Annotated in this window: 21 protein-coding genes; 14 read left to right on the forward strand and 7 right to left on the reverse strand. The window is 71.8% G+C overall.

Annotated elements, in window-relative coordinates:
• Positions 1 to 23 precede the first annotated feature (23 nt).
• From ABD978_RS02055 to ABD978_RS02065, 3 genes are read left to right on the forward strand one after another with little or no spacing between them, the layout of a single operon-like run.
• A complete protein-coding gene (locus ABD978_RS02055; protein WP_345347215.1) occupies positions 24 to 1,229 on the forward strand; it encodes a sensor histidine kinase in 1,206 nt (401 codons plus the stop codon).
• Positions 1,229 to 2,371 (forward strand): sensor histidine kinase, encoded by a 1,143-nt coding sequence (locus ABD978_RS02060; RefSeq protein WP_345347218.1) that lies wholly within the window; start codon positions 1,229 to 1,231, stop codon positions 2,369 to 2,371. Before ABD978_RS02055 ends, ABD978_RS02060 begins: the two co-directional genes overlap by 1 nt.
• Positions 2,368 to 3,024, forward strand: coding sequence for a response regulator (locus ABD978_RS02065; protein WP_345347221.1), 657 nt, complete (start codon positions 2,368 to 2,370; stop codon positions 3,022 to 3,024). Before ABD978_RS02060 ends, ABD978_RS02065 begins: the two co-directional genes overlap by 4 nt.
• Here the strand turns inward: ABD978_RS02065 and ABD978_RS02070 are convergent.
• Entirely contained in the window at positions 2,984 to 3,970 is a 987-nt protein-coding gene (locus ABD978_RS02070; protein ID WP_345347458.1) for an RNA-guided endonuclease InsQ/TnpB family protein, read from the reverse strand. The two genes, ABD978_RS02065 and ABD978_RS02070, sit on opposite strands and share 41 nt — an antisense overlap.
• Before the next feature lie 101 nt (positions 3,971 to 4,071).
• Between ABD978_RS02070 and ABD978_RS02075 the strand changes: the two genes are divergently transcribed.
• The 4 genes from ABD978_RS02075 (at position 4,072) to ABD978_RS02090 (ending at position 7,859) form a co-directional block, all read left to right on the forward strand.
• On the forward strand, positions 4,072 to 4,278 hold the full coding sequence (locus ABD978_RS02075) for a carbon-nitrogen hydrolase family protein (protein ID WP_345347485.1): 207 nt from the start codon (positions 4,072 to 4,074) through the stop codon (positions 4,276 to 4,278).
• Positions 4,245 to 4,838, forward strand: coding sequence for a carbon-nitrogen hydrolase family protein (locus tag ABD978_RS02080; RefSeq protein WP_345347224.1), 594 nt, complete (start codon positions 4,245 to 4,247; stop codon positions 4,836 to 4,838). Before ABD978_RS02075 ends, ABD978_RS02080 begins: the two co-directional genes overlap by 34 nt.
• Positions 4,839 to 4,983: 145 nt before the next feature.
• Entirely contained in the window at positions 4,984 to 6,597 is a 1,614-nt protein-coding gene (locus ABD978_RS02085) for an FAD-dependent oxidoreductase (RefSeq protein ID WP_345347227.1), read from the forward strand.
• A gap of 23 nt (positions 6,598 to 6,620) precedes the next feature.
• Positions 6,621 to 7,859 carry a cytochrome P450 gene (locus ABD978_RS02090; protein ID WP_345347230.1) on the forward strand — a complete coding sequence of 413 codons (1,239 nt, stop codon included), beginning with the start codon at positions 6,621 to 6,623 and terminating at the stop codon, positions 7,857 to 7,859.
• Between the two features lie 92 nt (positions 7,860 to 7,951).
• Here the strand turns inward: ABD978_RS02090 and ABD978_RS02095 are convergent, their stop codons facing one another.
• The 3 genes from ABD978_RS02095 to ABD978_RS02105 form a co-directional block, all read right to left on the reverse strand.
• The gene (locus ABD978_RS02095; protein ID WP_345347233.1) at positions 7,952 to 11,239 is read right to left on the reverse strand and encodes a GH92 family glycosyl hydrolase; all 3,288 of its coding nucleotides are present in this window, start codon (positions 11,237 to 11,239) and stop codon (positions 7,952 to 7,954) included.
• A gap of 283 nt (positions 11,240 to 11,522) precedes the next feature.
• Entirely contained in the window at positions 11,523 to 12,932 is a 1,410-nt protein-coding gene (locus tag ABD978_RS02100; protein WP_345347236.1) for a PrsW family intramembrane metalloprotease, read from the reverse strand.
• A 16-nt stretch (positions 12,933 to 12,948) separates the two neighbouring features.
• On the reverse strand, positions 12,949 to 13,893 hold the full coding sequence (locus tag ABD978_RS02105; RefSeq protein WP_425550661.1) for a heme o synthase: 945 nt from the start codon (positions 13,891 to 13,893) through the stop codon (positions 12,949 to 12,951).
• Positions 13,894 to 14,251: 358 nt separating this feature from the next.
• On the opposite strand from ABD978_RS02105, the gene tkt reads away from it, so the two are divergent.
• From tkt to pgl, 6 genes are all read left to right on the forward strand, one after another.
• Complete coding sequence (gene tkt / locus ABD978_RS02110; protein WP_425550662.1) at positions 14,252 to 16,372, forward strand: transketolase; 2,121 nt, start codon at positions 14,252 to 14,254, stop codon at positions 16,370 to 16,372.
• A gap of 8 nt (positions 16,373 to 16,380) precedes the next feature.
• Positions 16,381 to 17,475 carry a transaldolase gene (tal, locus tag ABD978_RS02115; RefSeq protein ID WP_345347242.1) on the forward strand — a complete coding sequence of 365 codons (1,095 nt, stop codon included), beginning with the start codon at positions 16,381 to 16,383 and terminating at the stop codon, positions 17,473 to 17,475.
• Positions 17,476 to 17,721: 246 nt separating this feature from the next.
• Entirely contained in the window at positions 17,722 to 19,344 is a 1,623-nt protein-coding gene (locus tag ABD978_RS02120) for a glucose-6-phosphate isomerase (protein WP_345347245.1), read from the forward strand.
• A gap of 381 nt (positions 19,345 to 19,725) precedes the next feature.
• A complete protein-coding gene (zwf, locus tag ABD978_RS02125) occupies positions 19,726 to 21,261 on the forward strand; it encodes a glucose-6-phosphate dehydrogenase (protein ID WP_345347248.1) in 1,536 nt (511 codons plus the stop codon).
• A complete protein-coding gene (locus ABD978_RS02130; RefSeq protein WP_345347251.1) occupies positions 21,262 to 22,260 on the forward strand; it encodes a glucose-6-phosphate dehydrogenase assembly protein OpcA in 999 nt (332 codons plus the stop codon).
• Positions 22,257 to 23,033, forward strand: a complete 777-nt coding sequence (gene pgl, locus ABD978_RS02135) for a 6-phosphogluconolactonase (protein WP_345347254.1) — start codon at positions 22,257 to 22,259, stop codon at positions 23,031 to 23,033. Before ABD978_RS02130 ends, pgl begins: the two co-directional genes overlap by 4 nt.
• A 127-nt stretch (positions 23,034 to 23,160) precedes the next feature.
• On the opposite strand, the gene ABD978_RS02140 is transcribed toward pgl, so the two are convergent.
• Positions 23,161 to 23,925, reverse strand: a complete 765-nt coding sequence (locus tag ABD978_RS02140) for a class I SAM-dependent methyltransferase (RefSeq protein WP_345347257.1) — start codon at positions 23,923 to 23,925, stop codon at positions 23,161 to 23,163.
• Between the two features lie 6 nt (positions 23,926 to 23,931).
• Here ABD978_RS02140 and ABD978_RS02145 point away from each other — a divergent pair, with 6 nt between their 5' ends.
• Positions 23,932 to 24,684, forward strand: a complete 753-nt coding sequence (locus tag ABD978_RS02145) for a (2Fe-2S)-binding protein (RefSeq protein ID WP_345347260.1) — start codon at positions 23,932 to 23,934, stop codon at positions 24,682 to 24,684.
• A 143-nt stretch (positions 24,685 to 24,827) separates the two neighbouring features.
• Here ABD978_RS02145 and ABD978_RS02150 read toward each other — a convergent pair whose 3' ends face one another.
• Entirely contained in the window at positions 24,828 to 25,466 is a 639-nt protein-coding gene (locus tag ABD978_RS02150) for a ClpP family protease (RefSeq protein ID WP_345347263.1), read from the reverse strand.
• Between the two features lie 147 nt (positions 25,467 to 25,613).
• A complete protein-coding gene (locus tag ABD978_RS02155; RefSeq protein ID WP_345347266.1) occupies positions 25,614 to 26,147 on the reverse strand; it encodes a DinB family protein in 534 nt (177 codons plus the stop codon).
• Positions 26,148 to 26,252 lie beyond the last annotated feature (105 nt).

Here is a 26,252-nt window from a genome sequence, read left to right on the forward strand (position 1 = left end):
ATCAGACGATTACGATTCCAGGCATGTCCGCCGTGCCCCCTTCTCCCCTGTTCAAGCGCGTACCGCCGGGCGCGTGGACGGCCCTGGCCTGGTGCGCCGGCACGATGTTCACGTTCCTCATCCGGATGAGACTGCCCGCGGAGAGCGTGGCCTCGGTCTACCCTGGGGTCCTCTTCCACCGGTGGGACGGCCGGACGACGCTGGCGCTGGCCACGGCGCTCACGCTGCTCGGTGGCGGCCTGCTGCGGCGGTGGCCGATCGCGGCTCTCGTCCTGGTGCTCGCCGGTTCCGTCTTCGGGACGCTCCCGCTGAGCGTCGGCGCGATCCCGGTGCCGCAGTTCCTGTCCGTCGACGTCGCCCTGTACTTCATCGCGGCCACCGGGCGACGCCGGGTGTCCCTCACCGCCGCCGGTCTGGTCTTCGCCACGCTCACGGCGTTTCTCACGTTCCGGCTGGCCTGCGATTGGACCATTGGGACGTCGACGGAGCTGGCCGTGGCGATGACCGCGCTGGTCGCCTGGCTCATCGGCAACTCGACGCACCAGGCCCGCGAGCACGCCGAGGCCAGGCGGGCCCAGACCGCGGCCGAGGCGGTCACCGCCGAGCGGCTCCGGATCGCGCGCGAACTGCACGACATGGTCGCGCACACCATCGGCATCGTCGCCCTCCAGGCCGGCGCGGCGCGAAGAGTCATCGACACGCAGCCCACCGGAGCGCGCGACGCCCTGTGGGAGGTGGAGATGGCGAGCAGAGAGACGCTGTCCGGGCTGCGCCGGATGCTCGGCGCCCTCCGCCAGGCCGAGCTGAAGGACGGAGCACGGGCGACGGTGCTCGACGAGATGCCCGGCCTGGCCGACGTCGACCGGCTGGCCGCGACGACGACCGCCGCCGGGGTCCGCATCGACGTCCACTGGCAGGGGGAACGCCGCCCGCTGCCCCCGGAGGTCGACCTGTCGGCGTACCGGATCATCCAGGAGGCCGTCACCAACGTGGTCCGCCACGCCGACGCTCGATCATGCGTCGTGTCCATCGACTGCCTGGAGGATGAGCTGTCGATCGAGGTCGTCGACGACGGCCGCGGCCACGGCACCACCCCCGGCACCGGCTACGGCCTGGTCGGCATGCGCGAGCGCGCCGCCCTGCTGCACGGCGACCTCACCGCCGGACCACGGACCGAAGGCGGCTTCCGCGTCGCGGCCCGCTTCCCGCTGCCGGCGGGAGTCAGATGATGAGGAGGGCGATCACGGCCTGGGGCGGAGCCGTCCTGTTCCCTCTCGCGCTGGCCTGGTCACAACTGGGCTCGCCGGGCCCCAGGCTGTACTACAACCCTGCCCTGGCCGTGGCGGCGATGTTGTCGATGACCCTGCTCATCGGCGTGCTCCGGCGGGTCCCGCTGCTCGCGCTGTTCATGATGCTCCTCGGCTGCGTCGCCGTGGTCCTGCTGGCGAATCCACAGCACCAGAGCGGCCGAGCCCCGTTCCTTCCCTTTCTGGCGGTGGATCTGGCCCTGGCGTTCATCGTCGCCACCCGGACCTCTCGGGTCTCGATCGCCGCCGTCCTGCTGTCCCTCGTTGTGCAGTTCCTGACCGTCGGGGCCTTCTCCGACGGAACGGACGTGGGCAGCAACGCCGAGATGGCCCTGCTGGCGCTCGCCACGGCGTACATGGTCGGCAGGCTGATCCGCGAGCGCCGCGAGCACGGGGAGGCGCTGCGTACGCGCGCGGTGGCCGACGCCGTCACCGCCGAGCGGCTCCGGATCGCGCGCGAGATGCACGACATGGTCGCGCACACCATCGGCATCGTCGCACTCCAGGCCGGCGCGGCGAAACGAGTGATCGACACGCAGCCCGCACGGGCGCGCGAGGCGCTCGGCGAGGTCGAGACCGCCAGCCGGGAGACGCTGTCCGGGCTGCGCCGGATGCTCGGCGCCCTCCGCCAGGCGGAACTGGAGAAGGGGGCCGAGACCGCGCCGCTCGACGAGATGCCCGGCCTGGCGGACGTCGACCGGCTGGCCGCGACGACGACCGCCGCCGGGGTCCGTGTCGACGTCCGCCGGCGAGGGGAACGCCGCCCGCTGCCCCCGGAGGTCGACCTGTCGGCGTACCGGATCATCCAGGAGGCCGTCACCAACGTGGTCCGCCACGCCGACGCCACCTCCTGCACCGTCTCCATCGACTACCAGGACGAAGACGTGTCGATCGAGGTCGTCGACGACGGCCGCGGCCACGGCACCACGACCGGCACCGGCTACGGCCTGGTCGGCATGCGCGAGCGCGCCGCCCTGCTGCACGGTGACCTCACCGCCGGACCACGGACCGAAGGCGGGTTCCGCGTGACCGCTCGCCTCCCCCTACCGACAGGAGTTTCATGACCGTCCGCGTTGTCCTCGCCGACGACCAGCCGCTGGTGCGCACCGCACTGCAGATGGTCATCACCGACGCACCCGACATCGAGGTCGTCGGAGAGGCCGGAAACGGCGCCGAGGCGGTCGAGCTGGCCGGAAGCCTCGAGCCGGATGTCGTCGTGATGGACATCCGCATGCCCGGGATGGACGGGATCGAGGCGACTCGGCGGATCACCGCCGACGGCGGATCGACGCACGTCGTCGTCCTCACCACGTTCGACGACGACGACTACGTCTACGGTGCCCTGCGCGCCGGTGCGGCCGGGTTCCTCGTCAAGGACATGGCGCTGGACGACATCCTCACCGCCATCCGCGTCGTCGCCGCCGGGGACGGTCTGATCGCGCCGAGCGTCACGCGCCGCCTGATCGAGGAGTTCGCCGACCGCCCGGGACCCGTTCCCGGACGGCGCACGCTCAACGGCATCACCGAACGCGAGCACGAGGTGCTGACCCTCGTCGGACGCGGCCTGTCCAACGCCGAGATCGCGGCCGAGCTGGTCATCAGCGTGGCGACCGTCAAGACCTACGTGACCCGGCTGCTGACCAAGCTGGACGCCCGCGACCGGGTGCAGCTCGTCATCATCGCCTACGAGACCGGCCTGGTGACCGCGGCGCATTGACGTCCTCCCCCATCTGAAGATGGGGGATTCCAGACCCGATCTCTACCCTGGAGATGAAGACAGGTTGAGGTTCGCGGTTCATGGCCCCGCCCAGCGGCTGAAGGGCTCCCCGCGCTGTCACCGTCCGTCCGACGGCGAGGTCTCTGATGTTCTTGGCCGCGTTCACATCCGCGTGATCGACATGCCCGCAGGCGCGACAACGGAAGACCGCTTGGCTCTCACGGTTCTCCGCAGCGCGATGCCCGCAGGCATGACAGGTCTGAGACGTGTACGCGGGCCTGATCTTTTCCACCCGGCCTGGTGCCTTCTGCTCCAGTCGGGTGACCAGTTGGCCCCAGCCGGCCTCGTGGATGGAGCGGTTGAGCCCGGCCTTGGCCCGTACGTTCGTGCCCGGCGCGGCGAGGGTGCCGCGCGCGGACCGCACCATGTTCTTGATCTTCAAATCCTCGACCCGGATCAGGTCATACTCGGCGGCGAGACGGGTGGAGGTCTGCTCCACCCAGTCCTTACGCCGGTCGGCCTCCCGCGCCTTGATTCGGGCGATTGTGGTCTTGACTCGTGCCCGGCGGTTCGACCCGCGCTTGGTGCGCGCGAGTCTGCGTTGCAGGCGCCGCAGGCGGGTGGCCTCGGTCTTACGCAGGCCGGGTACAGACAGCTTTTCGCCGGTGGGCAGGGCGGCGGAGACGGCCACTCCGCGATCGACGCCGACGACCTCGCCTGTGCCGGGGCCGTCGATGGATGGCGGAATCACCGCAAAGCACACATGCCAGCGGCCCGCCCGGTCCCGGTTCACCCGAAAGGACTTGGCCGAATCGGGGATTTGGCGGGACCAACGGAACCGCACCCAGCCGACCTTCGGGATCCACACCTCACCCGTCTTGCGGGACAGCCGCCGGACATCCCAGTGTTTGCCCCGTTTGCCGACGATCCGGTAACCCTCGTGGATGCCAGCTTTGCGCCAGGTGGGCCGACGCCCTGACCGTCGCGGCCGCGCAGATCCCGGTCGGCTGCGACCCCGAGGCCGACGGCACGGCCGTCCGGGAGATGATGACGGCGGCGAGAGCGGCGGGCGCCCGGCTCGTCCAGTTCCCCGAAGGCGCGATCTCCGGCTATCCCGGCGACCGGGCGGCGAAACAGGCCCTGTCCGGCTGGAACGTCGACTGGGCCGCCGTCCGGGAGCAACTAGAGGGCGTCGCCGCGTTGGCGGGTGAGCTCGGCCTGTGTGGGTGGTGGTCGGCGGCAACCACCGTCTGACACCCCCGAACCGGCCGCACAACAGCCTGTACGTCATCTCCGACCAGGGTGAGCCGGTCGGCCGGTACGACAAGAGGCGGTGCTCGCACACCGAGATCGGCGACTGGTACTCCCCCGGCTTCGACGCCTGTGTGTTCGACGTCGACGGGTTCCGGTTCGGCTGTGCGCTCTGCATCGAGATCAACTTCCCGGAGCTGTTCCTCGAGTACGCCGCCTCGGGGGTCGACTGCGTGCTGTTCTCCTCGTACTCGCGGGACCCGATCTTCGAGGTCCTCGCGCGGGCGCACGCGGCCGCCGGCCTGTGGATCTCGGTGTCCGTGCCGGCGCAGTGCAGCGCCGCCATGCCGTCCGGGGTGATCGGGCCCCACGGGTACCGGCTCGGGAGCTGTGCCGGGGACGGCCGGCCCGGGCTGGTCTGCGTGCGGCTCGATCGGGGCGACCCGGCCCTCGACGTGGCGTTGCACAAGGCCCGGCCGTGGCGGGCGAGGGCGCGTGCGGGTGACCTGTACGAGACCCGCCGCGTCGACGACCCCCGCAGCGTGGCCAAGACCCGTTTCTGAGCGTCGTCGATGCCGCGTACCGGTCTTTCACCTTGCCTGAAAGGCCGGAACGCGGGGTAGGTCTACGACCGACAGCCGGGTAAGGCCGCCGCGTCGGCGTCGGCCGGGTTCGCCGGGCGGCCGCGCGCAACGGGGGGTGCGCCGGATGCGGGTGATCGTCGACCTCACGCGGTGCCAAGGGTACGGGCAGTGCGCGTTCCTCGCGCCGGACGTGTTCACCATGAACGGTCAGGAGGCGCTGCTGTACGACCCCGACGCGGACGACGCGCAGCGCGAGCACATCCTGCGGGCGGCCGCGGCCTGCCCGGTACAGGCGATCCACGTCGACCGAATGGCCACCCAGCACCGTGGGACGAGGGCCGGTCCCGCTCCCCCGGCGGTCGGTGCCGGCGACGGGTTCCGGAAGACGGGACGGATCGTGATCGTCGGCGCGTCGCTGGCCGGCGCGCGGGCCGCGGGCGTCCTCCGCCGGGACGGCTTCGCCGGCTCGCTCACCCTGATCGGCGACGAACCGTACGAGCCGTACGACCGTCCACCGCTGTCCAAGCAGGTGCTGACGGGCCTCGCTCCGGAGGATCACACGCTGCTGCCCCGCCTGCGCGAGCTGGATGCCGAGTGGCTGCCCGGTATCGCCGCCACCGGCCTCGACCTGGCGGCCAGGAGGGTACGGCTCGCCGACGACCGGGAGGTGTCCTTCGACCGGCTGCTGATCGCGACGGGCGCGCGGGCCCGGCCGTGGCCGAACCGCCGGGAGGCGGCGCTGGAAGGGGTGCTCCCGCTGCGCGGGATGGACGAGGCGGCCCGGCTGCGGGAGCGCCTCGCGGCCGGCCCGCGCCGGGTGCTGGTCATCGGTGCGGGGTTCACCGGCTCGGAGGTCGCGTCGGTCTGCCGGGCGCTGGACCTGCCGGTGACCGTCGTGGAGCGCGGCCCGGCGCCGCTGGTCGGCGCGCTGGGCGGGGTGATCGGAGCCGTCGCGGCCGACCTGCAGCGGGAGCACGGCGTGGACCTGCGGTGCGGCGTGACGGTGGAGGCCCTGGACGGCGACGCGGACGGCCGGGTCCGGGCCGCGCGGCTCTCCGACGGGAGCACGGTGGAGGCCGACGTCGTGGTGGTCGCCCTCGGGGCGATCCGCAACGTCGAGTGGCTGCGGGACTCCGGGCTGGCCGCGGGAGTGTGGGGGGTCGCCTGCGACGCGGGCTGCCGGGCCTTCGACAGCAACGGCCTGGTGACCGATGACGTCTTCGTCGCGGGGGATGTCGCGCGCTTCCCGCATCCGGTCTACAACTACCAGTTCATGGCGCTCGAGCACTGGGGCAACGCGGTCGCCCAGGCCGAGATCGCGGCGCACAACATGATCAGCGACCAGGCGCACCGCTGGCCGCACCTTTCCCTGCCGGTGTTCTGGTCCAACCAGTTCGGGACGAACATCAAGTCCGTCGGAGTGCCGACCTTCGCCGACGAGGTGGTCATCGCGCAGGGTTCCCTCGCGGAACGCCGGTTCGTCGCCGTCTACGGCTACCGGGGCCGGATCACGGCCGCGGTCACGTTCGACCAGGCCATGTGGCTGGAGTTCTATCAGCGCCTGATCGAGCGCGCCGCGCCCTTCCCGCCCGAGCTCCGCACCGCCGACCGGGCCGAGGAGAGGCGGCCGGTCCCGGCCGAGGTGCCGGAGCGGCTGGAGGCGACCCAGGTCACCGTCATGGTGACGGGGCACGATCCGGCCGAACGCCGCGCCTCGCTGCTGCACGGCGACCGGTGAACGAGTCAGAAGGAGGTGCCGCCGTGGCGCCGATCAGCGTCTTCGACCAGATCCTCGATCCGGCCAACCGCGCCGACCCGTACCCGCTGTACGCCGAGTTGCGCAGGACCCCGGTGTCCCGGCAGGAGGACGGACTCTACGTCGTCAGCGGGTACGACGAGATCGTCGCGCTGCTGCACGATCCGCGCGTCAGCTCGACCCGCCGGAACGTCCCGCAGCCTGGTGAGCCCGGATCGGGGGACGTCGCGGCGGTGCTGCCGCCCTCCTTCATCAACACCGACCCGCCCGAGCACGACCGGCTCCGTCGCCTGGCGATGCGTCACTTCGGCCCGCCGCGTTCGCCGCACCTGGTGGAGAGCCTGCGGCCGGAGATGCTCCGCGTGGTCACGGAGTTGATCGACGATGTCGCGTCCCGGGCGCGCATCGACATCGTCGACGACATCGCCTACCCGTTCCCGGTCACGGTGATCTGCCGGATCCTCGGGGTGCCGCGCGAGGACGAGGCGCGGTTCCACGAGTGGGCCGACGCGGTGGTGGAGTCGCTCGATCCCCGGGAGAAGGGTCTGGCGGAGCGGATGCGGCGACGGCACGCCGCAGTGAGCGAACTGCATCGATACCTCGGCGGGATCACCGATGAGCGCCGCGAGAGGCCCGGGGACGACCTGCTCTCCGGCCTCGCCACCGACGAGGGCCCGGAGGGGGCGATGTCCCCGGTCGAGGTGGTGGCCACCGCCACGCTGCTGCTGATCGCCGGCCATGAGACGACGGTCAATCTGATCACCAACGGGATGCTCACCCTGCTGCGTCACCCGGAGGTGCTCGATCGGCTGCGGCACGAGCCGGGCCTGGCCGTCTCCACGGTCGAGGAGCTGCTCCGGTACGAGCCTCCCGTGCACTTCCTCTCCTCACGGATCGCCCTGGATGACATCGAGCTCGGCGGGACCACCATCCCGAAGGGCTCGCCCATCGCCGTGGCGCTCGCGGCGGGGAGCCGCGATCCGGCGCACGTGCCCGACCCCGACCGTTTCGACCCGGATCGCCAGTACACGGAGCACCTGGGGTTCGGCGGCGGCGTCCACTACTGCTTCGGTGCTCCGCTCGCCCGGCTGGAGACGCAGATCGCCCTCACCGAGCTGGCGAAGCGGCTGAAGAATCCCCGCGTCGTGGCCGACCCGCCGCCGTACCGTCCGAGCGCCGAACTGCGCGGGCCCCGCCACCTCCTCGTCGACGTCGACGGCGTGGCGGACCCGGAGCACGGCTGATGCCCCGGTACGCGTGGCACCGGGGCATCACGGGGAGCCGGGTCCGGGTGACCGGGTGAGCCCGCCGACGCGGCGGGCTCACCCGGATCGGATCAGGCGAACGCCCAGGCGAAGACGTGCAGCGATCCTCCGCTGGACGGCGTGTTGAGGGTCACGCCCTTGACCTGCTTGCTCGCGTCGAGCGCGATCGGCGTGGCCGCGAACACGTAGATGTTGATCTTCTGGTTGCCGCCGTCGGAGGTGTTCCGGTACGGCGTCTTGGCGACGGTCGCGTTGCCGAACTTCGGCGGGTAGGCGTCGGCGCCGAGCGCCCAGTCGCTGAACTCCAGCTTGGCCGTTGCCGTCGACCCGTCGGTGTAGGTGATCGTCACCGTCGACGAGGCGTCGCCGTTGCCGGCCGCGCCGAGGAAGGCGAGCTTCGACGCGCCGCTCGGGGCGGTCGGCAGGCCGACGACCTGACCGTTCGCCTGGACGTTGTCGAGCTGACCGGGCGTTCGGTTCGGCCAGGTGAAGGTGAAGCCGTTCCACGCCACCGGCTGCCCCGGCTTGAGTCCGGCCGCCGCCAGGGCCTGCGCGGAGTAGCTCCAGCCGCCGCCGTCGAAGTTGGCCGTCCCCGCCTTGCCGTCGTCGGAGATGCCGGCGTTGTTCTGGTACCACTCGATCGTGCCGCGCTTCGCGACGTTCAGCGAGATGCCGGTGGTGCCCACCGACTGCCCGGAGGCGGTCAGCTCGAACGGCACCGAGTAGTAGTCCAGCTTCTGGTCGGCGGCCACCGACACGGTGACCCTCTGGTCGGCGTGCCCGGCGTCGGCGACCTTCAGCGTGCCGGAGGACGGCGTGACGGTGATGCCCGCCGGCGGTTTCGCGGTCCAGGTGACGGTGTCACCCGCGCCGACGGCCTGCACGCGCAGGGTGGCCTCGGTGGAGCCGCCGGGCTCGACCGACGCGGTGCCCGGCTGGAGCGCCGACAGGAACGGCCGCGCGCCCGTGCCGAAGGACGGCGGCGCGTCCTTCGGGTCGCTGCCGAACTTCGTGTTCGGCTGCGCGCCGAGCGTGTAGTCCAGCTTTCCGCCGGAGGCCACGAAGGACTCGGGCAGCCAGGCGCGGCTCGTCGCCTTGCCGCCGACCTTGAGCGACTGGACGTACTTGTTGGTGTCGGAGGCTCCCGGCGCGTTGATCGTGATCTTCTGGCCGCTCGACCGCTTGATCGTGATCTGCGGGAACTCCGGGCTGTTCAGCACCATCTCGGCGCGGCCCGGGACCGCCGGGTACATGCCGAGTCCGGCGAACACCCGCCACGCCGACATCGTGCCGAGGTCGTCGTTGCCGACCAGCCCGTTCGGGGTGGACTTGAACAGCTCGGTACGGGCCCGCGCGACGACGTCCTGGGTCTTGTACGGCTGCCCGGCCCAGACGTACAGCCACGGGGACTGCAGGGACGGCTCGTTGCCGAGGTAGGCGTACGCCTCGTGCGAGCCGGCGTTGAGCTTGGTGAAGAACGTGTCGAGCCGCTTGACCGCCTGGTCCCGGCCGCCCATCGCGTTGAACAGCCCGGCCACGTCCTCGTAGACCATCCAGTGGTACTGCGCGCCGTTGCCCTCGACGTACCAGTTGGAGTCGGCGGGGTCGAACGGCGTGAGGAACGAACCGTCGCCGAAGCGCGGCTGGATCCAGTCGTTCAACGGGTTGTAGATCGTCTCCCAGCCGTGCGCCCGCTTCATGAACTCCTGGTAGGTGTCCTTCTCCCCCAGGCGCTGGGCGAGCTGGGCGATGCCGAAGTCGGCCATGCCGTACTCCAGCGTGGTCGCCGGGTCGCCCGGCACGTAGCCGAGCTTGAGGTAGTCGGCGTTGCCGGGGCGTTCGGTGTATCCGGTGGCCTTGTCCTCGCCGACGCGGTTCGCGCCCTTGACCATGGCGGCCAGCGCGCCGTTCGCGTCGAAGTTCCGGGCGCCGAAGGCGTACATCGTCGCGATGATCGAGTGGTACGGGTCGCCGTTCATCACGCCGGTGATGGTGTTCTGGTGCGACCAGCGGTCCCACACGTCGCCGACGGAGTGCGCGTCGTTGTACATCGACTGGGCGATGTCCGCGCCGACGTCCGGGGCGAGCAGCGCGATGAGCTGCGCCTCACTGCGGTAGATGTCCCACCCGGAGAAGGTCGCGTACTGGTGGTGGCCCTTCTTGACCTTGTGGGTGCGGTAGTCGAACCCGGTGTAGGTGCCGTCCACGTCGTCGAAGACGTACGGCTGCAGCATGGCGTGGTAGAGCGCGGTGTAGAAGGTCCGCAGCCGGTCGGCGGCGCCGCCGCCGACCTGGATCTGCCCGAGCCGCTTGTTCCACGCGGCCCGCGCGGCGGACCGTACGGAGTCGAAGCCCCGACCGCCGATCTCCTTCTTCAGGTTCTGCTTCGCGCCGTCGATGCTCACGTACGACACCGCGGTGCGCATCTGCACCGGCTTGGCCTTGCTGGTGTCGAACTGCAGATAGACGCCCGATCCTGGGCCCTTGACGGTGACGTCCCCGGTCAGGGCCTGCGCGGAGCGCTGCGGCATCGGCCTGCCCTCGGGGCCGTTGTTGAGCCGCCCGAAGGTCTTCCGCGTCTGCTGGGGCACCTTCGCCGGGGCGCTGCCGCGCACCGCGTCCTCGCCGGGCTCGACCGAGTCGTCCTTCCACGTGCCGTACGCCTGGAAGGGCCGGTCGAAGGTCGCGGTGAAGTAGACGTAGTACTTGGTGTCCGCGCCGCAGAACCCCCCGGTCTTCGCCCAGCCCGAGACGGTATTGCCCTTGACGGTGGCCTCGGCGTCGTCCACGCCGTTGATCGACCCCGTCACGTTGAGGAGCAGCGTGCCCACCTTGTCCGTCGGGAAGGTGAACCGTGCGACGCCGGCCCGTTGCGTCGCGGTCAGCTCCGTCTTCACGCCGCTGTCGAGCGTCACGGCGTACGACCCCGGGGCGGCCTGCTCGTTCTCATGCTTGAAGGTCTGTACGTAGTCGGTGCCGTGGGTCGCCGGCGAGTTCTTGATCGGCCCGGAGAACGGGATGACGGGGAAGTCCTGCGCGCCCGTACAGCCCGGCCCGGAGATGTGGGTCATGCTGAAGCCGCGCAGGCGGTTGTCCTCGTACTTGTAGCCGCCGCCGGACGAACGGACGGTGTCGGGGCTCCACTGCATCATCCCGAACGGCGCGACGGCGCCGGGGAAGTTCATCCCGGCGCCGCCGCCGTGCCCGAAGTCGGGCCCGCCGTCCTGGGTCCCGACGAACGGATTGACGTAGGAGGCGAGATCGGGGGCCGCCGCGTGGGCCGGCAGGGCGGGGAGGGCCAGGGAGGTCAAGGCGAGGCCGAGCAGGCTCGCCAATCGAGGGCGGACGCGTCTGAACACAGCTGCTCCTCTGGGGGGAGGTCACAGGGCGCGCTGGCGGAGGACCATCGCAGTGCCATGACAACGTTGTCACGGCTACCGGCATTGTCAACGTCCGTCACTGCGGAGTCAATGGTCAAAACCGGTCACAAGTGCATCAACCAGTCACTTGACCGCGCTGCCCACTGATCGGCTCACTCCGAACGCGAGCCTCGCCGAACGCGCCGTGGACCGCGGACAAGCCGCGCCGTCCCGGTGCGCAGCCCGGCAGGGTCCGGTCACCGACCCGGTACGGTTCGGGGCCTCAGGAGCCCGGTGGGCCCCAGGGCCGTCCCCCCGGTCCGGACGTGCCATCGCCGCCGTGCGGACCGTACGGGCCCGGCGGGCCGTAGGAGCCCGGCGAACCGGAAGGTCCCGGAGGAGCCGGTGGCCCCGGTGGTCCAGGTGGGCCCGATGGGCCCGGCGGGCCGTAGGGGCCGGCGGGACCGGCGTACGGACCCGGTGCCGAGAACGGGCCCGGCGGCGGTGGGCCGTACGACGCGCCCGGGTGGAGGAATCCCGACTGGCCCTGCCCGGTCCACGGTGGGACGAGAGGGCGCGGCTGCCGCCCCTGGAACGCCTGCCGGGCCAGGTGCATGAGGTTCAGCAGGTCCTGGCGGCGCCGGTAGAACCACGCCGGCTCGGCGACGTTCCGCTCGGCCCGCTGGTGCAGCAGGGCCAGCTCCGTCGCGGCGAGCTGGTAGTCGGCCATCGCCCGGCTCGCCCCGGTGCCGCCGGCCATGCGGGCCCACTGGCGGGCCCGGCGGCGCAGCTTGAGGTTGCCGAGCATGTGAACGTCCTGGGGCGTGACCAGCCCCGTGCCGGCGTACATCGGCAGGTGCCGCTGGATCAGCCGGACGGTCTGGCGGCGCTCCCAGCGGACGATGACGATCAGCCCGATGAGGATGCAGAAGTCGATGCCGTAGGCGATCATCAGGCCCTTGAGACCGAACGCGGTGGAGAAGTTCCAAACGCCGTGCAGCAGCATCGCCGTGCAAAGGCCGGCGACGGGCGCCGCGACCCGGGCGGCGCCCCGGTGCAGCGCGGCGTAGGCGACGCCCAGCCCGGTCATCGAGGTGAACAGCGGGTGCCCGAACGGCGAGACCACGCCGCGCATGATGAACACGGCCTCGAGGTTGTGCTGGTGGAACGCCCGGATGTAGTACCCGACGTTCTCCATCATCGCGAACCCGAGGGCGACCATCGCGGCGTAGATGATCCCGTCGGTCAGCCCGTCCAGCTCGTTGCGCCGGAACCACAGGAACCCGAAGAGCACCGCGCCCTTCAGCGACTCCTCGACCAGGGGCGCGCCGACGGAGGCCGTCACCAGCTCCCCACGCTCGCCGAAGACCGGTTTGGTGAGCAGTTCGTACCCGGCGGTGTTGAGGATCAGCGCGCCGAGGACGGCGACGCCGGCACCCCACATGAAGGCGAACAGCAGGGCCCGCCACGGCTCGGGCTCGAGCCGGTCCAGGGTCAGGACGAGCGCGATCAGCAGCGGAACGGGCAGGATCGCCAGGACGAACCCGACGATGAACGGCGCACCGTTCATCGCGTCGAGGCCCAGGACGACGATCGCACAGGCCGACGAGACGACCAGTCCGATGATCAGCCCGACCGGTGCCCGGCCCGGCATGCGTCCTTCGAGGATCGCCTTAGGATCGACACGCGCCATGCCGGGAGATTAACCGTCAGTGCAGCAGCGGGTCGATCGCCACCGCGAGGAAGAGCAGCGCCAGGTAGGCGTTGGACAGGTGGAAGTAGCGCATCGGCTTGAGCACCGCGCCGGTGATGCCCGCCCGGATCCGGCCGAGAAGGCGGTAGGCCTCGACGAGGCAGGCCGCGCCGAGGACGGCCGCGGCGATCGGGTAGAAGATCGTCGTGTGCGCGATCGGCCAGAGCGCGAGGGAGCAGGCCACCGTGACCCAGGTGTAGGCGATGACCTCGACGGCGACACGGCGCTCGGTGGCCACGACGGGCAGCATCGGCACGTTGGCGGCCGCGTAGTCCTCGCGGTAGCGCATGGCCAGCGTCCAGGTGTGCGGCGGCGTCCAGAAGAACACCACGAGGAACAGCACGATCGGGGTCCAGGACACACTGTTCGTGAGGGCGGACCAGCCGATCAGGACCGGCATGCAGCCGGCGATCCCGCCCCAGACGACGTTCTGCTTGGTGCGCCGTTTCAGCACCAGCGAGTAGACGAAGACGTAGAACAGGATCGCGAACACCGACAGGCCGGCGGACAGCGGGTTGACGGCGAGGGCGAGGAAGACGGTGGAGGCGATGGCGAGGGTGATCCCGAAGACCAGCGTCTCCTTCGGCGTGACCTGCACCATCGGCAGGGGCCGACGGCGGGTCCGCCGCATCTTCGCGTCGATGTCGCGGTCGATGTAGCAGTTCAGGGCGTTGGCGCTGCCCGCCGAGAGCATGCCGCCGACGAGGGTGGCGACGACGGGCCACAGCGGCGGCAGTCCGCCGGCCGCCAGGAACATCACCGGGATCGTCGTGATCAGCAGGAGCTCGATGATCCGCGGCTTGGTCAGCGCCACGTAGGCGCGCACGAGTGCGCCGAACGGTCGACGGCCGGACGTGGGCGGCGCAGGAGTCCTCGCCGGACGGTTGATGACCACCGTCACCGGATGTTCACCTGCGCGTTCACGACGTTAAGGGACACTGTGTCTGATCCTCGGATTTCCTGCCGCCAGTCGGCTCTGATCGGGCACCGGCCACGTGGGCTCCACCGCGCAATCACTGTAGTGCCGGTCCCCGTGTACCCCGTCACCGGGGTAGGCGCGGCAGATCGGATTAACCGCGGCGTCCATGGGAAATTCGGCACAAGGTCGCGGCGTTGAGATAGAGGAGCACCCGTCAAAGCGGTGGGAGCGCGGGCGATAGGCTCGCATTCGGGCCCCGGCATGGCCTGGTCATGGGTTCTTTTCGGCTGGGGTCGGGTCTGGGGACATGACAGAAGTCGAGAGGAGCCTGGAGCGTCTCGTGAGTACGCAATCCGATAAGTCATTCGAGTGGACCGACCTGGACCGGCGAGCGGTGGACACCATCCGCGTGCTGGCCATGGACGCGGTGGAGGAGGCGGGTTCCGGTCACCCGGGCACCGCGATGAGCCTCGCCCCCGCGGCCTATGTGTTGTTCCAGCGGGTGATGCGCCATGACCCGACCGACCCCGACTGGACCGGTCGCGACAGGTTCGTCCTGTCGGCCGGCCACTCGAGCCTGACCCTCTACATCCAGCTGTACCTGTCGGGGTACGGCCTCACCGTGGACGACCTGAAGCACCTGCGCAAGTGGGGCAGCCTGACGCCCGGTCACCCGGAGCACGGGCACACCATCGGCGTGGAGACGACGACCGGGCCGCTCGGCCAGGGTCTCGGCAACGCCGTCGGCATGGCGATGGCGGCGCGCCGCGAGCGCGGCCTGTTCGACCCGGAGCCGGCAGTCGGCGACAGCCCGTTCGACCACTACGTCTACTCGATCGTCTCCGACGGTGACATCGAGGAGGGCATCAGCCACGAGGTCAGCTCGCTCGCGGGCCACCAGAAGCTGGGCAACCTCGTCGTCATCTACGACGACAACCACATCTCGATCGAGGACGACACCAACATCGCCAAGTCCGAGGACGTGGCGGCTCGGTACGAGGCGTACGGCTGGCACGTCCAGAAGGTCGACTGGACCGCGGACGGCGACTACAAGGAGGACCCCGAGGCGCTGTACCGCGCGCTCGAGGCCGCCCGCGAGGTGACCGACCGGCCGTCGTTCATCTCGCTGCGCACGATCATCGGCTGGCCGGCGCCGAACAAGCAGAACACCGGCAAGATCCACGGCTCGGCGCTCGGCGCCGACGAGGTCGCCGCCACCAAGCGGGTCCTCGGCTGGGACCCGGAGCAGACCTTCGAGGTCCCGGAGGACGTGCTCGAGCACGCCCGCGAGGTCGTCGACCGGGGTCGCGCGGCGCACGCCGCGTGGGACAAGCCGTACGAGGCGTGGCGGGCGGCCAACCCCGAGCGCGCCGCGGAGTTCGACCGGATCCGCGCGCGGCGGCTGCCGGACGGCTGGACCGCCAAGCTGCCGGAGTTCCCGGCGGGCAAGGACCTGGCGACCCGCGCCGCCTCCGGCGAGGTGCTGAGCGCCATCGGCCCGGTGCTGCCGGAGCTGTGGGGCGGCTCGGCCGACCTCGCGGAGAGCAACAACACGACGATGAAGGGCGAGCCGTCCTTCATCCCCGACGAGTACCAGACCAAGTCGTTCCCCGGCGACCGCTACGGCCGGACCCTGCACTTCGGCATCCGTGAGCACGGCATGGGCGCCATCATGAACGGCATCGCGCTGCACGGCGGCACCCGCCCGTACGGCGGCACGTTCCTGGTGTTCAGCGACTACATGCGCCCGTCGGTACGGCTCGCCGCGCTGATGAAGCTGCCGGTGACCTACGTCTGGACGCACGACTCGATCGGCCTGGGCGAGGACGGCCCGACCCACCAGCCCGTCGAGCACCTGTGGGCGCTGCGCGCCATCCCCGGCCTCGACCTCGTCCGGCCGGCGGACGCCAACGAGACCGCGGTGGCGTGGCGGACGGTCCTGGAGCACACCGACCGGCCCGCGGGCCTGGCGCTGACTCGCCAGAAGGTCCCGACGTTCGACCGCGAGGAGTACGGCTCCGCGGAGGGCACCGCCAAGGGCGGGTACGTCCTGGCCGACGCCTCGAACGGGCAGCCGGAGGTCATCCTCATCGCCACCGGCAGCGAGGTGCAGATCGCCGTCGAGGCCCGCAAGGTCCTCGAGGAGGAGGGCACGCCGACGCGTGTCGTCTCGATGCCCTGCGTCGAGTGGTTCGAGGAGCAGGACGACGCCTACAAGCAGCAGGTGCTGCCCCCGGCCGTGCGCGCCCGGGTGTCCGTCGAGGCCGGCATCGCGCTCGGCTGGCGCGGCTACGTCGGCGAGGCCGGCGAGAGCGTGAGCCTCGAGCACTACGGCGCCTCCGCCGACTACAAGACGCTGTACCAGCAGTTCGGCTTCACCGCCGACCGGGTCGTGGCGGCCGCGCGCGCCAGCCTCACGAAGGCGAACGCCGGCGGCCGGGGTTCGACGACCGGCAACTGAGGAGAGACATGAGCGACATCCTGAAGAAGCTCTCTGCCGAGGGCGTGTCCATCTGGCTGGACGACATCAGCCGGGAGCGCCTGCGGACGGGCAACCTCGAGTCCCTGATCCGCGACAAGTCCGTCGTGGGCGTGACCTCGAACCCCACGATCTTCTCCAAGGCGCTGAGCCAGGGCTCGGCGTACGACGAGCAGGTTCGTGATCTGGCCGTCCGCGGCGTCGACGTCGAGGAGGCCGTCCGGTCCATCACGACGTACGACATCCGCTGGGCCGCCGACGTGCTGCGTCCCGTCTACGACCGCACCGAGGGCCTCGACGGCCGGGTGTCGATCGAGGTGGACCCGCGCCTGGCGCACGAGACCGAGAAGACCGTCGCCGAGGCCAAGGCGCTGTGGTGGCTGGTCGACCGGCCGAACACCATGATCAAGATTCCGGCGACCCTCGCGGGCCTGCCGGCGATCACCGAGACCCTGGCGCAGGGCATCAGCGTGAACGTGACGCTGATCTTCTCGCTGGAGCGCTACGGCCAGGTCATCGACGCCTTCTTCGAGGGTCTGGAGAAGGCCCGGGCCAACGGTCACGACCTGTCGAAGATCGCGTCGGTCGCGTCGTTCTTCGTCAGCCGCGTCGACACCGAGATCGACAAGCGTCTCGACAAGGCCGGCCGCTCCGACCTGGCCGGCAAGGCGGGCATCGCCAACGCCCGGCTGGCGTACGCGCTGTACGAGGAGAAGTTCGGCACCGACCGGTGGAAGGCGCTCAAGGACGCGGGCGCCCGCGTCCAGCGTCCCCTGTGGGCGTCGACGGGCGTGAAGAACCCGGACTACTCCGACACGATGTACGTCGACCAGCTCGTCGCCCCGGACACGGTCAACACCATGCCCGAGCCGACGCTCGACGCCACCGCCGACCACGGCGAGATCACCGGCGACACGATCCACTCCTACGACGACGCGCGGGCGCACATGGCCGCGCTCAAGGAGGCCGGCGTCGACTACGACGACGTCGTCCGGGTCCTCGAGGAGGAGGGCGTCGAGAAGTTCGAGGCGTCCTGGACCGAGCTGCTCGACACGATCAAGGGCGAGCTGCGCGACAAGGCCTGACCGCCGGTACGTGATACGTGCCCGGCCGGTCCCCGCCATGCGGCGGGTGACCGGCCGGGCACGTTCCGTTATGAGCGCGTACTGTGAGTGACACGCGCCGGGCCGGGTATTGCCGGACGCGAGAAGCGAATCAGGACACGTCACGGCCCGCGTGGCGCGCCGGCGCACGCGGCAGGAGGGACTGCGACCCACCGGCGGGCGGCCGCCGCGCGGGGCGTGGCGGACGCATCGGGGCCAGGAGACGCCGTGACCTTGCGAGTGACCGCCGGACGCACGTCCGTGACCGTCCAGGACGACGCCGTCGCGCACACCGACGAGGCGCTGGGGCGTCTCACGTATGACGGGGTGCCGGCGGCGCTCATGGCCAAGAACGCCAGCCTCTGGGGGCCCGACGCGACGGGCCGGGCGGCCGGGCGGCTCGGATGGGTCGACGCGCCGGAGACGTCCCGCCGCCTGCTCCCCGAGCTGACCGAGGCCGCGGACCGGTTCGCGGATCTGGACCACGTCGTGCTCGCGGGCACCGGCGGTTCCGCGCGCGCCGCCGAGCTCATCGCCGGCGCGGGCGGCGCCGACCTGACCGTCCTCGACGGCACCGATCCGCACGAGGTGCGCCGCGCGCTGGACGACCGGCTGGACCGCACGGTCCTGGTCGTGTCGAGCAAGAGCGGCCGTACCCTCGAGGCCGACGTGCTCCGGCGGATCTTCGAGCACGCGTTCCAGGCGGCGGGCGCCGACCCGGCGGACCGCATCGTCGTGGTCACCGACCCGGGCTCGCCGCTGGAGGCCACGGCCAAGGAGACCGGCTACCGGGTGGTCCTGTCCGATCCGGAGGTGAACGGGCGGTTCGCGGCGCTGTCGGCGTCCGGGCTGCTCCCGGCGGCGCTGTGCGGCGTGGACGTCGAGCGGTTGCTCGACGAGGCCGCGGCGATCGTGCCCGCGCTCCGGCTGCCGTACGACAACCCGGGTCTGACGCTGGGCGCGGCGCTCGGCGCGGCCGCGTCCCGCGGCAGGGACAAGCTCGTCATCACCGACGGCGGCTCGGGGATCCCCGGGCTCGCGGGTTGGGTCGAGCAGTTGGTCGCCGCGGCGACGGGCAAGGACGGCAAGGGCATCGTCCCGGTCGTCGTCGAGGGTCCGGCCACGCAGAGGGCCCGCCCGGGTGGTGATCTGCTGTCCCTGACCCTGGGCGGGCGGAGCGCCGGCGCCGGGTTGGCGGTGGCCGGCCCGCTCGGCGCGCAGATCGCGCTCTGGCAGTTCGCCGTGGCCGTCGCCGCCCGGGTCGTCGGCGTCGATCCGTTCGACGAGCCGGCGCTGCGCGAGTCCCGGGCCGCGGCGGCGTCGCTGCTCCGCGGTTCGGAGGACGGCGCCGCCCCCACTCTGATCGCCGGAGAGCCCGCGCTGGTGGACGGCGACGTCGAGGTGCACGGCGCCGCCGAGCTGTTCCACGGCGTCAAGGACCTGCGCGGCGCTCTCGACGCGGTGATCCGCGCGGTCCCCGACCGAGGCCATCTCGCCGTCGTCGCCCACCTGGACCGCGTCGGGGACGCGGCCGCCGAGCGCCTGCGGCCGCTGCTCGCCCGCCGGCTGCGCGGCGCTCCGGTCGGCTTCGGATGGGGCGCCCGGAGCCTGCACTCGACCGGTCAGGCGCACAAGGACGGCCCTCCGGGCGGAGTCGTCCTGCAGCTCACCGGCGCGGCGCGGGAGGACGTGCCCGTGCCCGGCCGGCCGTACGGGCTGACGGCCCTGCAGCTCGCCCAGGCGTTCGGCGATCTACGGACGCTGCGCTCTCGCGGCCGCACGGCCGTACGCCTGCACCTACGGAACCGCGCCGCGGGCCTCGCCCAGTTGGAGAGCGCCCTCGGCGACTGACGGGGAGCCCGGCGTGCGATCCTGGGACCTACCGGGGGTTCGCCGGGTCATCGGGGTCTTTCCGGCGTCTCCGGGGACGATCGAAGTATCGTGCCATTTCGGTTCACCGAGCCTTCGGCGGAGAATGAAGCAGTCGAGGAGCCGAATACGGACTGTGTAGATCCTCCGGTGACGGGAAGATCGCGCACCGTGCGAGGGTTACCGAAGGTGGCCGTCGCCTCGCCAGCGTGCGGATGATCGGCCCGAAACGAGAGAATACGAACGCCGAGCGGCCCACCGCCCGGCCGGAGCGCCGCCAGGCGCGCCACTAGGAAGGACGGGGAAGTTGGGCATGAGATGGCCCTCCGGGACACATGAAGCCCACGGAAACGGAGATACGCGATGAACACGGGTCAACAGCCACCGAACCCGCTTCGCGACCCCCGGGACAAGCGGCTGCCGCGGGTGGCCGGGCCGTGCGTGCTCGTGCTGTTCGGCGTCACCGGTGATCTGTCCCGCAAGAAGCTGCTGCCCGCCATCTACGACCTGGCCAATCGCGGCCTGCTGCCGCCGGGCTTCTCGCTGGTCGGCTTCGCCCGCCGCGACTGGGAGCATCAGGACTTCCGCCAGCTCGCGCACGACGCCGTGAAGGAGCACGCCCGCACGCCGTTCCGCGAGGACGTCTGGAACCAGCTCGCCGAGGGCATCCACTTCGTGCCCGGCACGTTCGACGACCCGGGCGCGTTCGAGACGCTCGCGATGGCGGTCAAGGAGCTGGACGAGCAGCGCGGCACCGGCGGCAACTACGCCTTCTACCTGTCGATCCCGCCGAAGTTCTTCCAGGAGGTCGTCCAGCAGCTGCAGGCCAGCGGCCTGTCGCAGCCGTCGGAGGGCTCCTGGCGCCGGGTCGTCATCGAGAAGCCCTTCGGCCACGACCTGGCCAGCGCGCAGGAGCTCAACGGCATCCTGCACGAGGTCTTCCCCGAGGAGTCGATCTTCCGGATCGACCATTACCTCGGCAAGGAGACGGTGCAGAACATCCTGGCGCTGCGCTTCGCCAACAACCTGTTCGAGCCGATCTGGAACCGCTCCTACGTCGACCACGTGCAGATCACGATGGCCGAGGACATCGGCATCGGCGGCCGCGCCGGTTACTTCGACGGCGTCGGCACCGCGCGTGACGTGATCCAGAACCACCTGCTGCAGCTTCTGGCGCTGACCGCGATGGAAGAGCCGGTGTCGTTCGCGGCCGAGTCCGTCCGCGCGGAGAAGGCCAAGGTCCTGTCCGCCGTGCGGCTGCCCAAGGACCTGGGCGCCAACACCGTGCGCGGGCAGTACGCCGCCGGCTGGCAGGGCGGCGTCAAGGTGCGCGGCTACCACGAGGAGGAGGGCATCCCGCCGAACTCCCGTACCGACACCTACGCCGCCGTCCGGGTGGACGTCGACACGCGCCGCTGGGCGGGCGTGCCGTTCTACCTGCGGACCGGCAAGCGGCTGGCGCGGCGCGCCACCGAGGTCGCGCTGGTGTTCCAGCGCGCCCCGCACCTGCCGTTCGCCGCGACGGACACCGAGGAGCTCGGCCAGAACGCCCTGGTCATCCGCGTGCAGCCGGACGAGGGCGTCACCATGCGGTTCGGCTCGAAGGTCCCCGGCACCTCGATGGAGGTCCGGGACGTCAACATGGACTTCGACTACGGCGAGTCGTTCACCGAGTCCTCCCCCGAGGCGTACGAGCGGCTGCTGCTCGACGTGCTGATCGGCGACCCGCCGCTGTTCCCCCGGCAGGAGGAGGTCGAGCTCTCCTGGGAGATCCTCGACCCGATCGAGGAGTACTGGGACAAGCACGGCAAGCCCGAGCTGTACAAGGCGGGCAGCTGGGGGCCGAAGGCTGCGGACGAGATGATGGCCCGCGACGGCCGGGCGTGGAGGCGGCTCTAGATGAACATCGATCTCACCAACACCACGACCCGGAAGGTGCTGGACGCGCTCAGCGCGGCCCGGCACCGGATGGGCGGCCCCGCCACCGGGAAGGTCCTCACCCTCGTCGTCTACACCGAGGAGGCCGCCCAGTACGACGCCGTGCGCGCCTCGACCGAGGCCGCCCGCGAGCATCCCTGCCGGATCATCATCGCCATCCCCCGCAGCCCGCAGGGCGAGTCCCGGCTCGACGCGGAGGTCCGGGTCGGCGAGACCGGCCCGGGCGAGACCGTGGTCCTGCGGCTGTACGGCCAGCTGATCGACCATGCCGACTCGGTGATCCTGCCGCTGCTGGTCCCCGACACGCCCGTCGTGACCTGGTGGCCCGGCGTCGCGCCGCGCAAGCCCGCCGACGAGCCGCTCGGCGCGCTGGCACAGCGCCGCGTCACGGACGCCAAGGGCGGCACCGACCCCCTCGGCACCCTGCACCGGCTGGCCGGGGCGTACGAACCGGGCGACACCGACTTCGCCTGGACCCGCATCACCGGGTGGCGCACGCTGCTGGCCGCGACCCTCGACCAGCCGCACGACGACATCACGCGCGCCCGCGTCGAGGCCGAGTCGCAGAACCCGAGCGCCGCGCTGCTCGCCGCGTGGCTGTCGGTACGCCTCGCGGTGCCGTGCACGGTGACCGAGTCGCACGGGCCGGGCATCACCGGCGTCCGCCTCACCACGACCGCCGGCGACATCGCCATCACGCGCCCCGACGGCCGCGTGGCGACGCTGTCCCGCCCCGACCAGCCGGACCGCCAGGTGGCGCTGCACCGCCGGCCGACGTCCGAGCTGCTGGCGGAGGAGCTGCGCCGCCTCGACCCGGACGAGGTCTACCGCGACGCCGTCCTGCGGTTCGCCAAGGGACTCGACGAGCCCGCGGAGACGAAGGAGACCGCCGAGGCCACCGAGGCCGCGGCCGCTCCGGCCAAGGCTTCGCGCGGCGGGGGCAGGGGCAAGAAGTCGTGACCGCTCCGTCCGTTCTGATCCACCGCGACCAGTCCCTGCTGGCCAAGGCCGCCGCCGCGCGCCTGGTGACCCGGCTGGTCGACGTTCAGGCGGCCGCCGGAGGGGCGCATCTCGTCCTCACCGGCGGCGGCGTCGGCACCGCCGTACTGGAGGAGATCGCGGCGACCCCGGCGCGGGACGCCGTCGACTGGGGTCACCTGGACATCTGGTGGGGCGACGAGCGCTACCTGCCGTCGGGTCACGAGGAGCGCAACGAGACCGGGGCCCGCAGGGCCCTGCTCGACCACGTCGACCTCGATCCGAAGCGGGTGCACCCGATGCCCTCCTCGGACTCGGGTCTGAGCCCGGAGGACGCGGCGGAGCAGTACGCCGCCGAGCTGCGGGCCGCGACCCGGCCGGAGGACCACGGGGTCGTCCCGTCCTTCGACGTGCTGATGCTCGGCCTCGGCCCGGACACCCATGTGGCCTCGCTGTTCCCCGGCATGCCGGCGCTGTACGAGGAGGAGCGCCCGGTGGTCGCCGTGCACGGCGCGCCCAAACCGCCGCCGACCCGCATCAGCCTGACCCTGCCCGCGATCCGTACGGCGCGTGAGGTCTGGATCGTCGCGGCGGGCGAGTCGAAGGCCGGCGCGGTGCACCTCGCGCTGTCCGACGCCGGTCCGGTCCAGGTCCCCAGCGCGGGCGCTCGCGGCCGGCAGCGCACGCTGTTCCTGCTCGACCGGGCGGCGGCGGGCGGGCTGCCGCCCGAGATGGGCCGCATCGCCTCACCCTGAGCCGTGTGCGGCTCGTCTCTCCCTGAGCGGCGTGCGGGGCTCTCGCGCCCTGCCGCCGCGCGCGGGCCCCTGGTCCCGCGCGCTCTCCCGGCCCTCGCCTCGCGCCGCGTAGGGCTCTCGTCCGGCGTCAGCCGGACGAGAGTCCGGTGTCGGGCGTCCTGCGCAGCAGCGTGAGCATGCGCCAGGCCTCGGGAGAGTCCAGCGGCACGCCCGGGTCGAAGTCGCCGAACTGCGCCTCCACCGTCAGCCTGCCGGCGAGGCGGAGGGCGGCCTCCAACTCGGTCGCCGTCCAGAACCGGTAGGGCACCACACCCTGGATGACGTCACCGCCGTCGACGGCGATCGTCACGTGGTCGCGCACGATCTGGGTGATCGGGTCGATCTCGTCCGACGGCTCGCCCCACCGTACGCGGGCGCTGACGCCGTCCTTCTCCACCGTCCAGGCCGCCGAGACCCGGGGCGTCTCGCCGAGCCGGTCGGCCGGGTGGCTCATCTCGATCACCGCCAGTCCGTCGTCGGCGAGGTGCGCGGCGACGCACCGCAGGTACGCGACGAAGGCGTCCAGCGTCATCAGGTGCGCCGTCGAGTCGAGCATGGTGATGACGAGGTCGAAGCGGCGACCGAGCCGGAAGTCGGTCATGTCGGCCTCGACGACCTCCAGGGGGAGCCCGCTCCCCCGCTCCCGGGCGTAGGCGCACATCGCCGGGCTGAGGTCCAGGGCGGTCGCCGCCACGCCCTGCCGGGCGAACTCCCGGGCGTGCTCGGCGGGACCCGCCGCGAGTTCGAGGACGTCGCGCGCGTCACCGGCCCAGCGCCGCAGCACGTCCACCTCGCCGCGCACGTCACGGAACGAGCAGGCCAGCTCGTACGCCCATGGATGGTCGTAGATCACAACCCCATGCTCCCAGACCCCACGGAGTGGCGCGGTTTGACCGGGTCCGGCGCGCCCGGCAGGCTCGACGCGATGGAACGCCCCGCGCACGCGACGATGGACGACGCCCTGGCCGACGTGGCCCGGGTGGGACCGTACTTCGCCGTCGATACCGACCCCGGCATCCCCGACCATCCGCTGTGGCGGCCGCTGACCGCGCTGTACGGCCCGGCGCTGCCCGACCAGGTCGCGGCCGTCCGCCTGCGGCTGGGCACGACCGAGGACCGGGTCGCGGCCTCCCTGTTCCTCCAGGGTGTCGCGGGCCGCCTGTGGTCCCCGGCGCTGGCGACGGCCGTCCTCCACGGCCGCGTCCCGGAGCTCGTTCCGGCCCGGACGTACTGGCGGGCCGCCTCTCCCGGCCCGGTCCTGCTGGCGGCGCCGGGTGCGCCGGCCCTCGCCGCGGTCGCGGCCACCCTGCGCCGCGTCATCGTGGACGACCACCTGGTCCCGCTCGTGAGCGCCGTCCGCGCGGTGACACCGGTCGCCGAAGGGCTCCTGTGGGGCAACGCCGCCTCAGCCCTCATGGGCGCGCTGACCGTCCTGACCATGGCCAGCCCCGCGCATTCGGGGATCGCCGTGCGCCTCGTGGACGAGTTGCTGGGCGCGGCTCCCCTCCGGGGAACGGGAGACCGGGGCCCGCACGGCTTCCGGCGCCGGAGTTGCTGCCTCTATTACCGGGTCCCCGGCGGGGGCGAATGCGCCGACTGCGCCCTGACGTGAGAGACGCATGACCACCGGCGATCGCTGCTCGAGGTGAGACGAAACGCCCCGGCGAGGCCGTCACGCGCAGCGCGGATGACGACAGGACCTGGACGGCCGTGGGCGAATCCCGGGCCACGCCGGAAGGCTGACGCCGAGCTCGCCTACGGCCGGGCCACGACGGCGTGCACCAGACCGTAGGCGACCGCCTCCTCGGCGGTCAGGAGACGATCGCGCCGGGCGTCCTCGCGGATCTCGTCGACCTCGCGACCGGTCGTCTCGGCGAGCCGGATGTAGAAGGTGTCGACGAGGCGTCGATACTCCTCTTCTCGCGCTGCGACGTCCGTGGCGCCGCCGCCCGCGAGGCTCGCCCTGGGCTCGGCCAGCCGCAGCACCGCGTGGGGCGTCATCTCGCTTCGTCGCGCGGCGGTGAGCACGGCGAGCGGCGGCCCGCCGACCTGGCCGATGACGACCACTTGGACCGGACAGGTGACCTCGTTCACCGTGTCCGCGGTGGCGAACGCCGCCTCGAGCTCCCCGTCCGGCGTCTGCAGGTGAAGCCGGACCGGCTCCTCCCCTGCCGCGTCGAGCGTCACCAGCCTCGCGCACAGCTCCGCGGCCCGTGCGCCGTCCAAATGGCCGGTGGCCAGGATGATCCGGTGCTCCAGCAACCGGTCGCGGAGCGGGTCGGCCTCGTCCGGCGCGAGTGACCCGCCCGGCGGAAACGGCCGTCCCGGCCAGGACGGTCCAGACGGGCGGGCCGGATCGTCGGGGAACTCCGGCGGGAACGACGGCATCGTCATCGGGCACCTCCTCGGCGGACTCCCTGACGACGATAGCCGCTACGTCACCCGTGGACCGCTCCCCGAGGTGGGTCACGCCATCATCGGACAGACCGAGCCGATCACCGAGTTCCTCCGGGCCTGACGTGATGCCACGCAGCGCCGCGGTCAGCACCCCACGGAGGCTCCCGGGCTCGACGCGAGGATGCGCTCGACGTCCATCAGGTGGTGACGGCTCTCGTGTACGGCTCGTTTGGCGATCTCCTCGATCGTGCGTCTCTCCCCGGCGCGGGCGCCGTACCACGGCCACTGCTCCGGGCGTACGCCCGTGAGCGTCGCCGCGAGCCGGTCGGCGCACGCGCCGAGATCGGCCGCGAGGGCCTCCGGATCGAGCCGGTCGTACGCGCCCCTGGCGACGACGGCGTCGTGGTCGATCACCTCCAGCACGCCTCCGGGCTCGCTGAGCACGGCCCGCACGCGCCGGTCGAACAGCGCGTACACGTCCCGCAGATGCCCCGCGTACTCCAGTGGCGACCACACTCCCCGCTGCGGACGTACGCGGAGCTCGGCGCGCCGCCCCTCGTCGACCGCGCGGCCGACGAGCCGGTCCCGGTGCAGGGCCGAGAACCGGCGGATCAGGCCGGGCGTCTCCTCCGCCTCGATCTCCGCAGGCTCGAAGCCGCACTCCGCGCAGGTCTCCATGACTAAGAGTGTTTCCCCGGAGGCGCGGCTGGAACGGTCCTGACGGAGCGGGCGAGCGGCCGGTTCGGGCGCAGGCCTGCGGGGTCCGCCGTGAGCACCGGCCGG

Origin of the sequence: Actinoallomurus liliacearum (assembly GCF_039542035.1) — a bacterium.
Taxonomy (GTDB): Bacteria; Actinomycetota; Actinomycetes; order Streptosporangiales; family Streptosporangiaceae; genus Actinoallomurus; species Actinoallomurus liliacearum.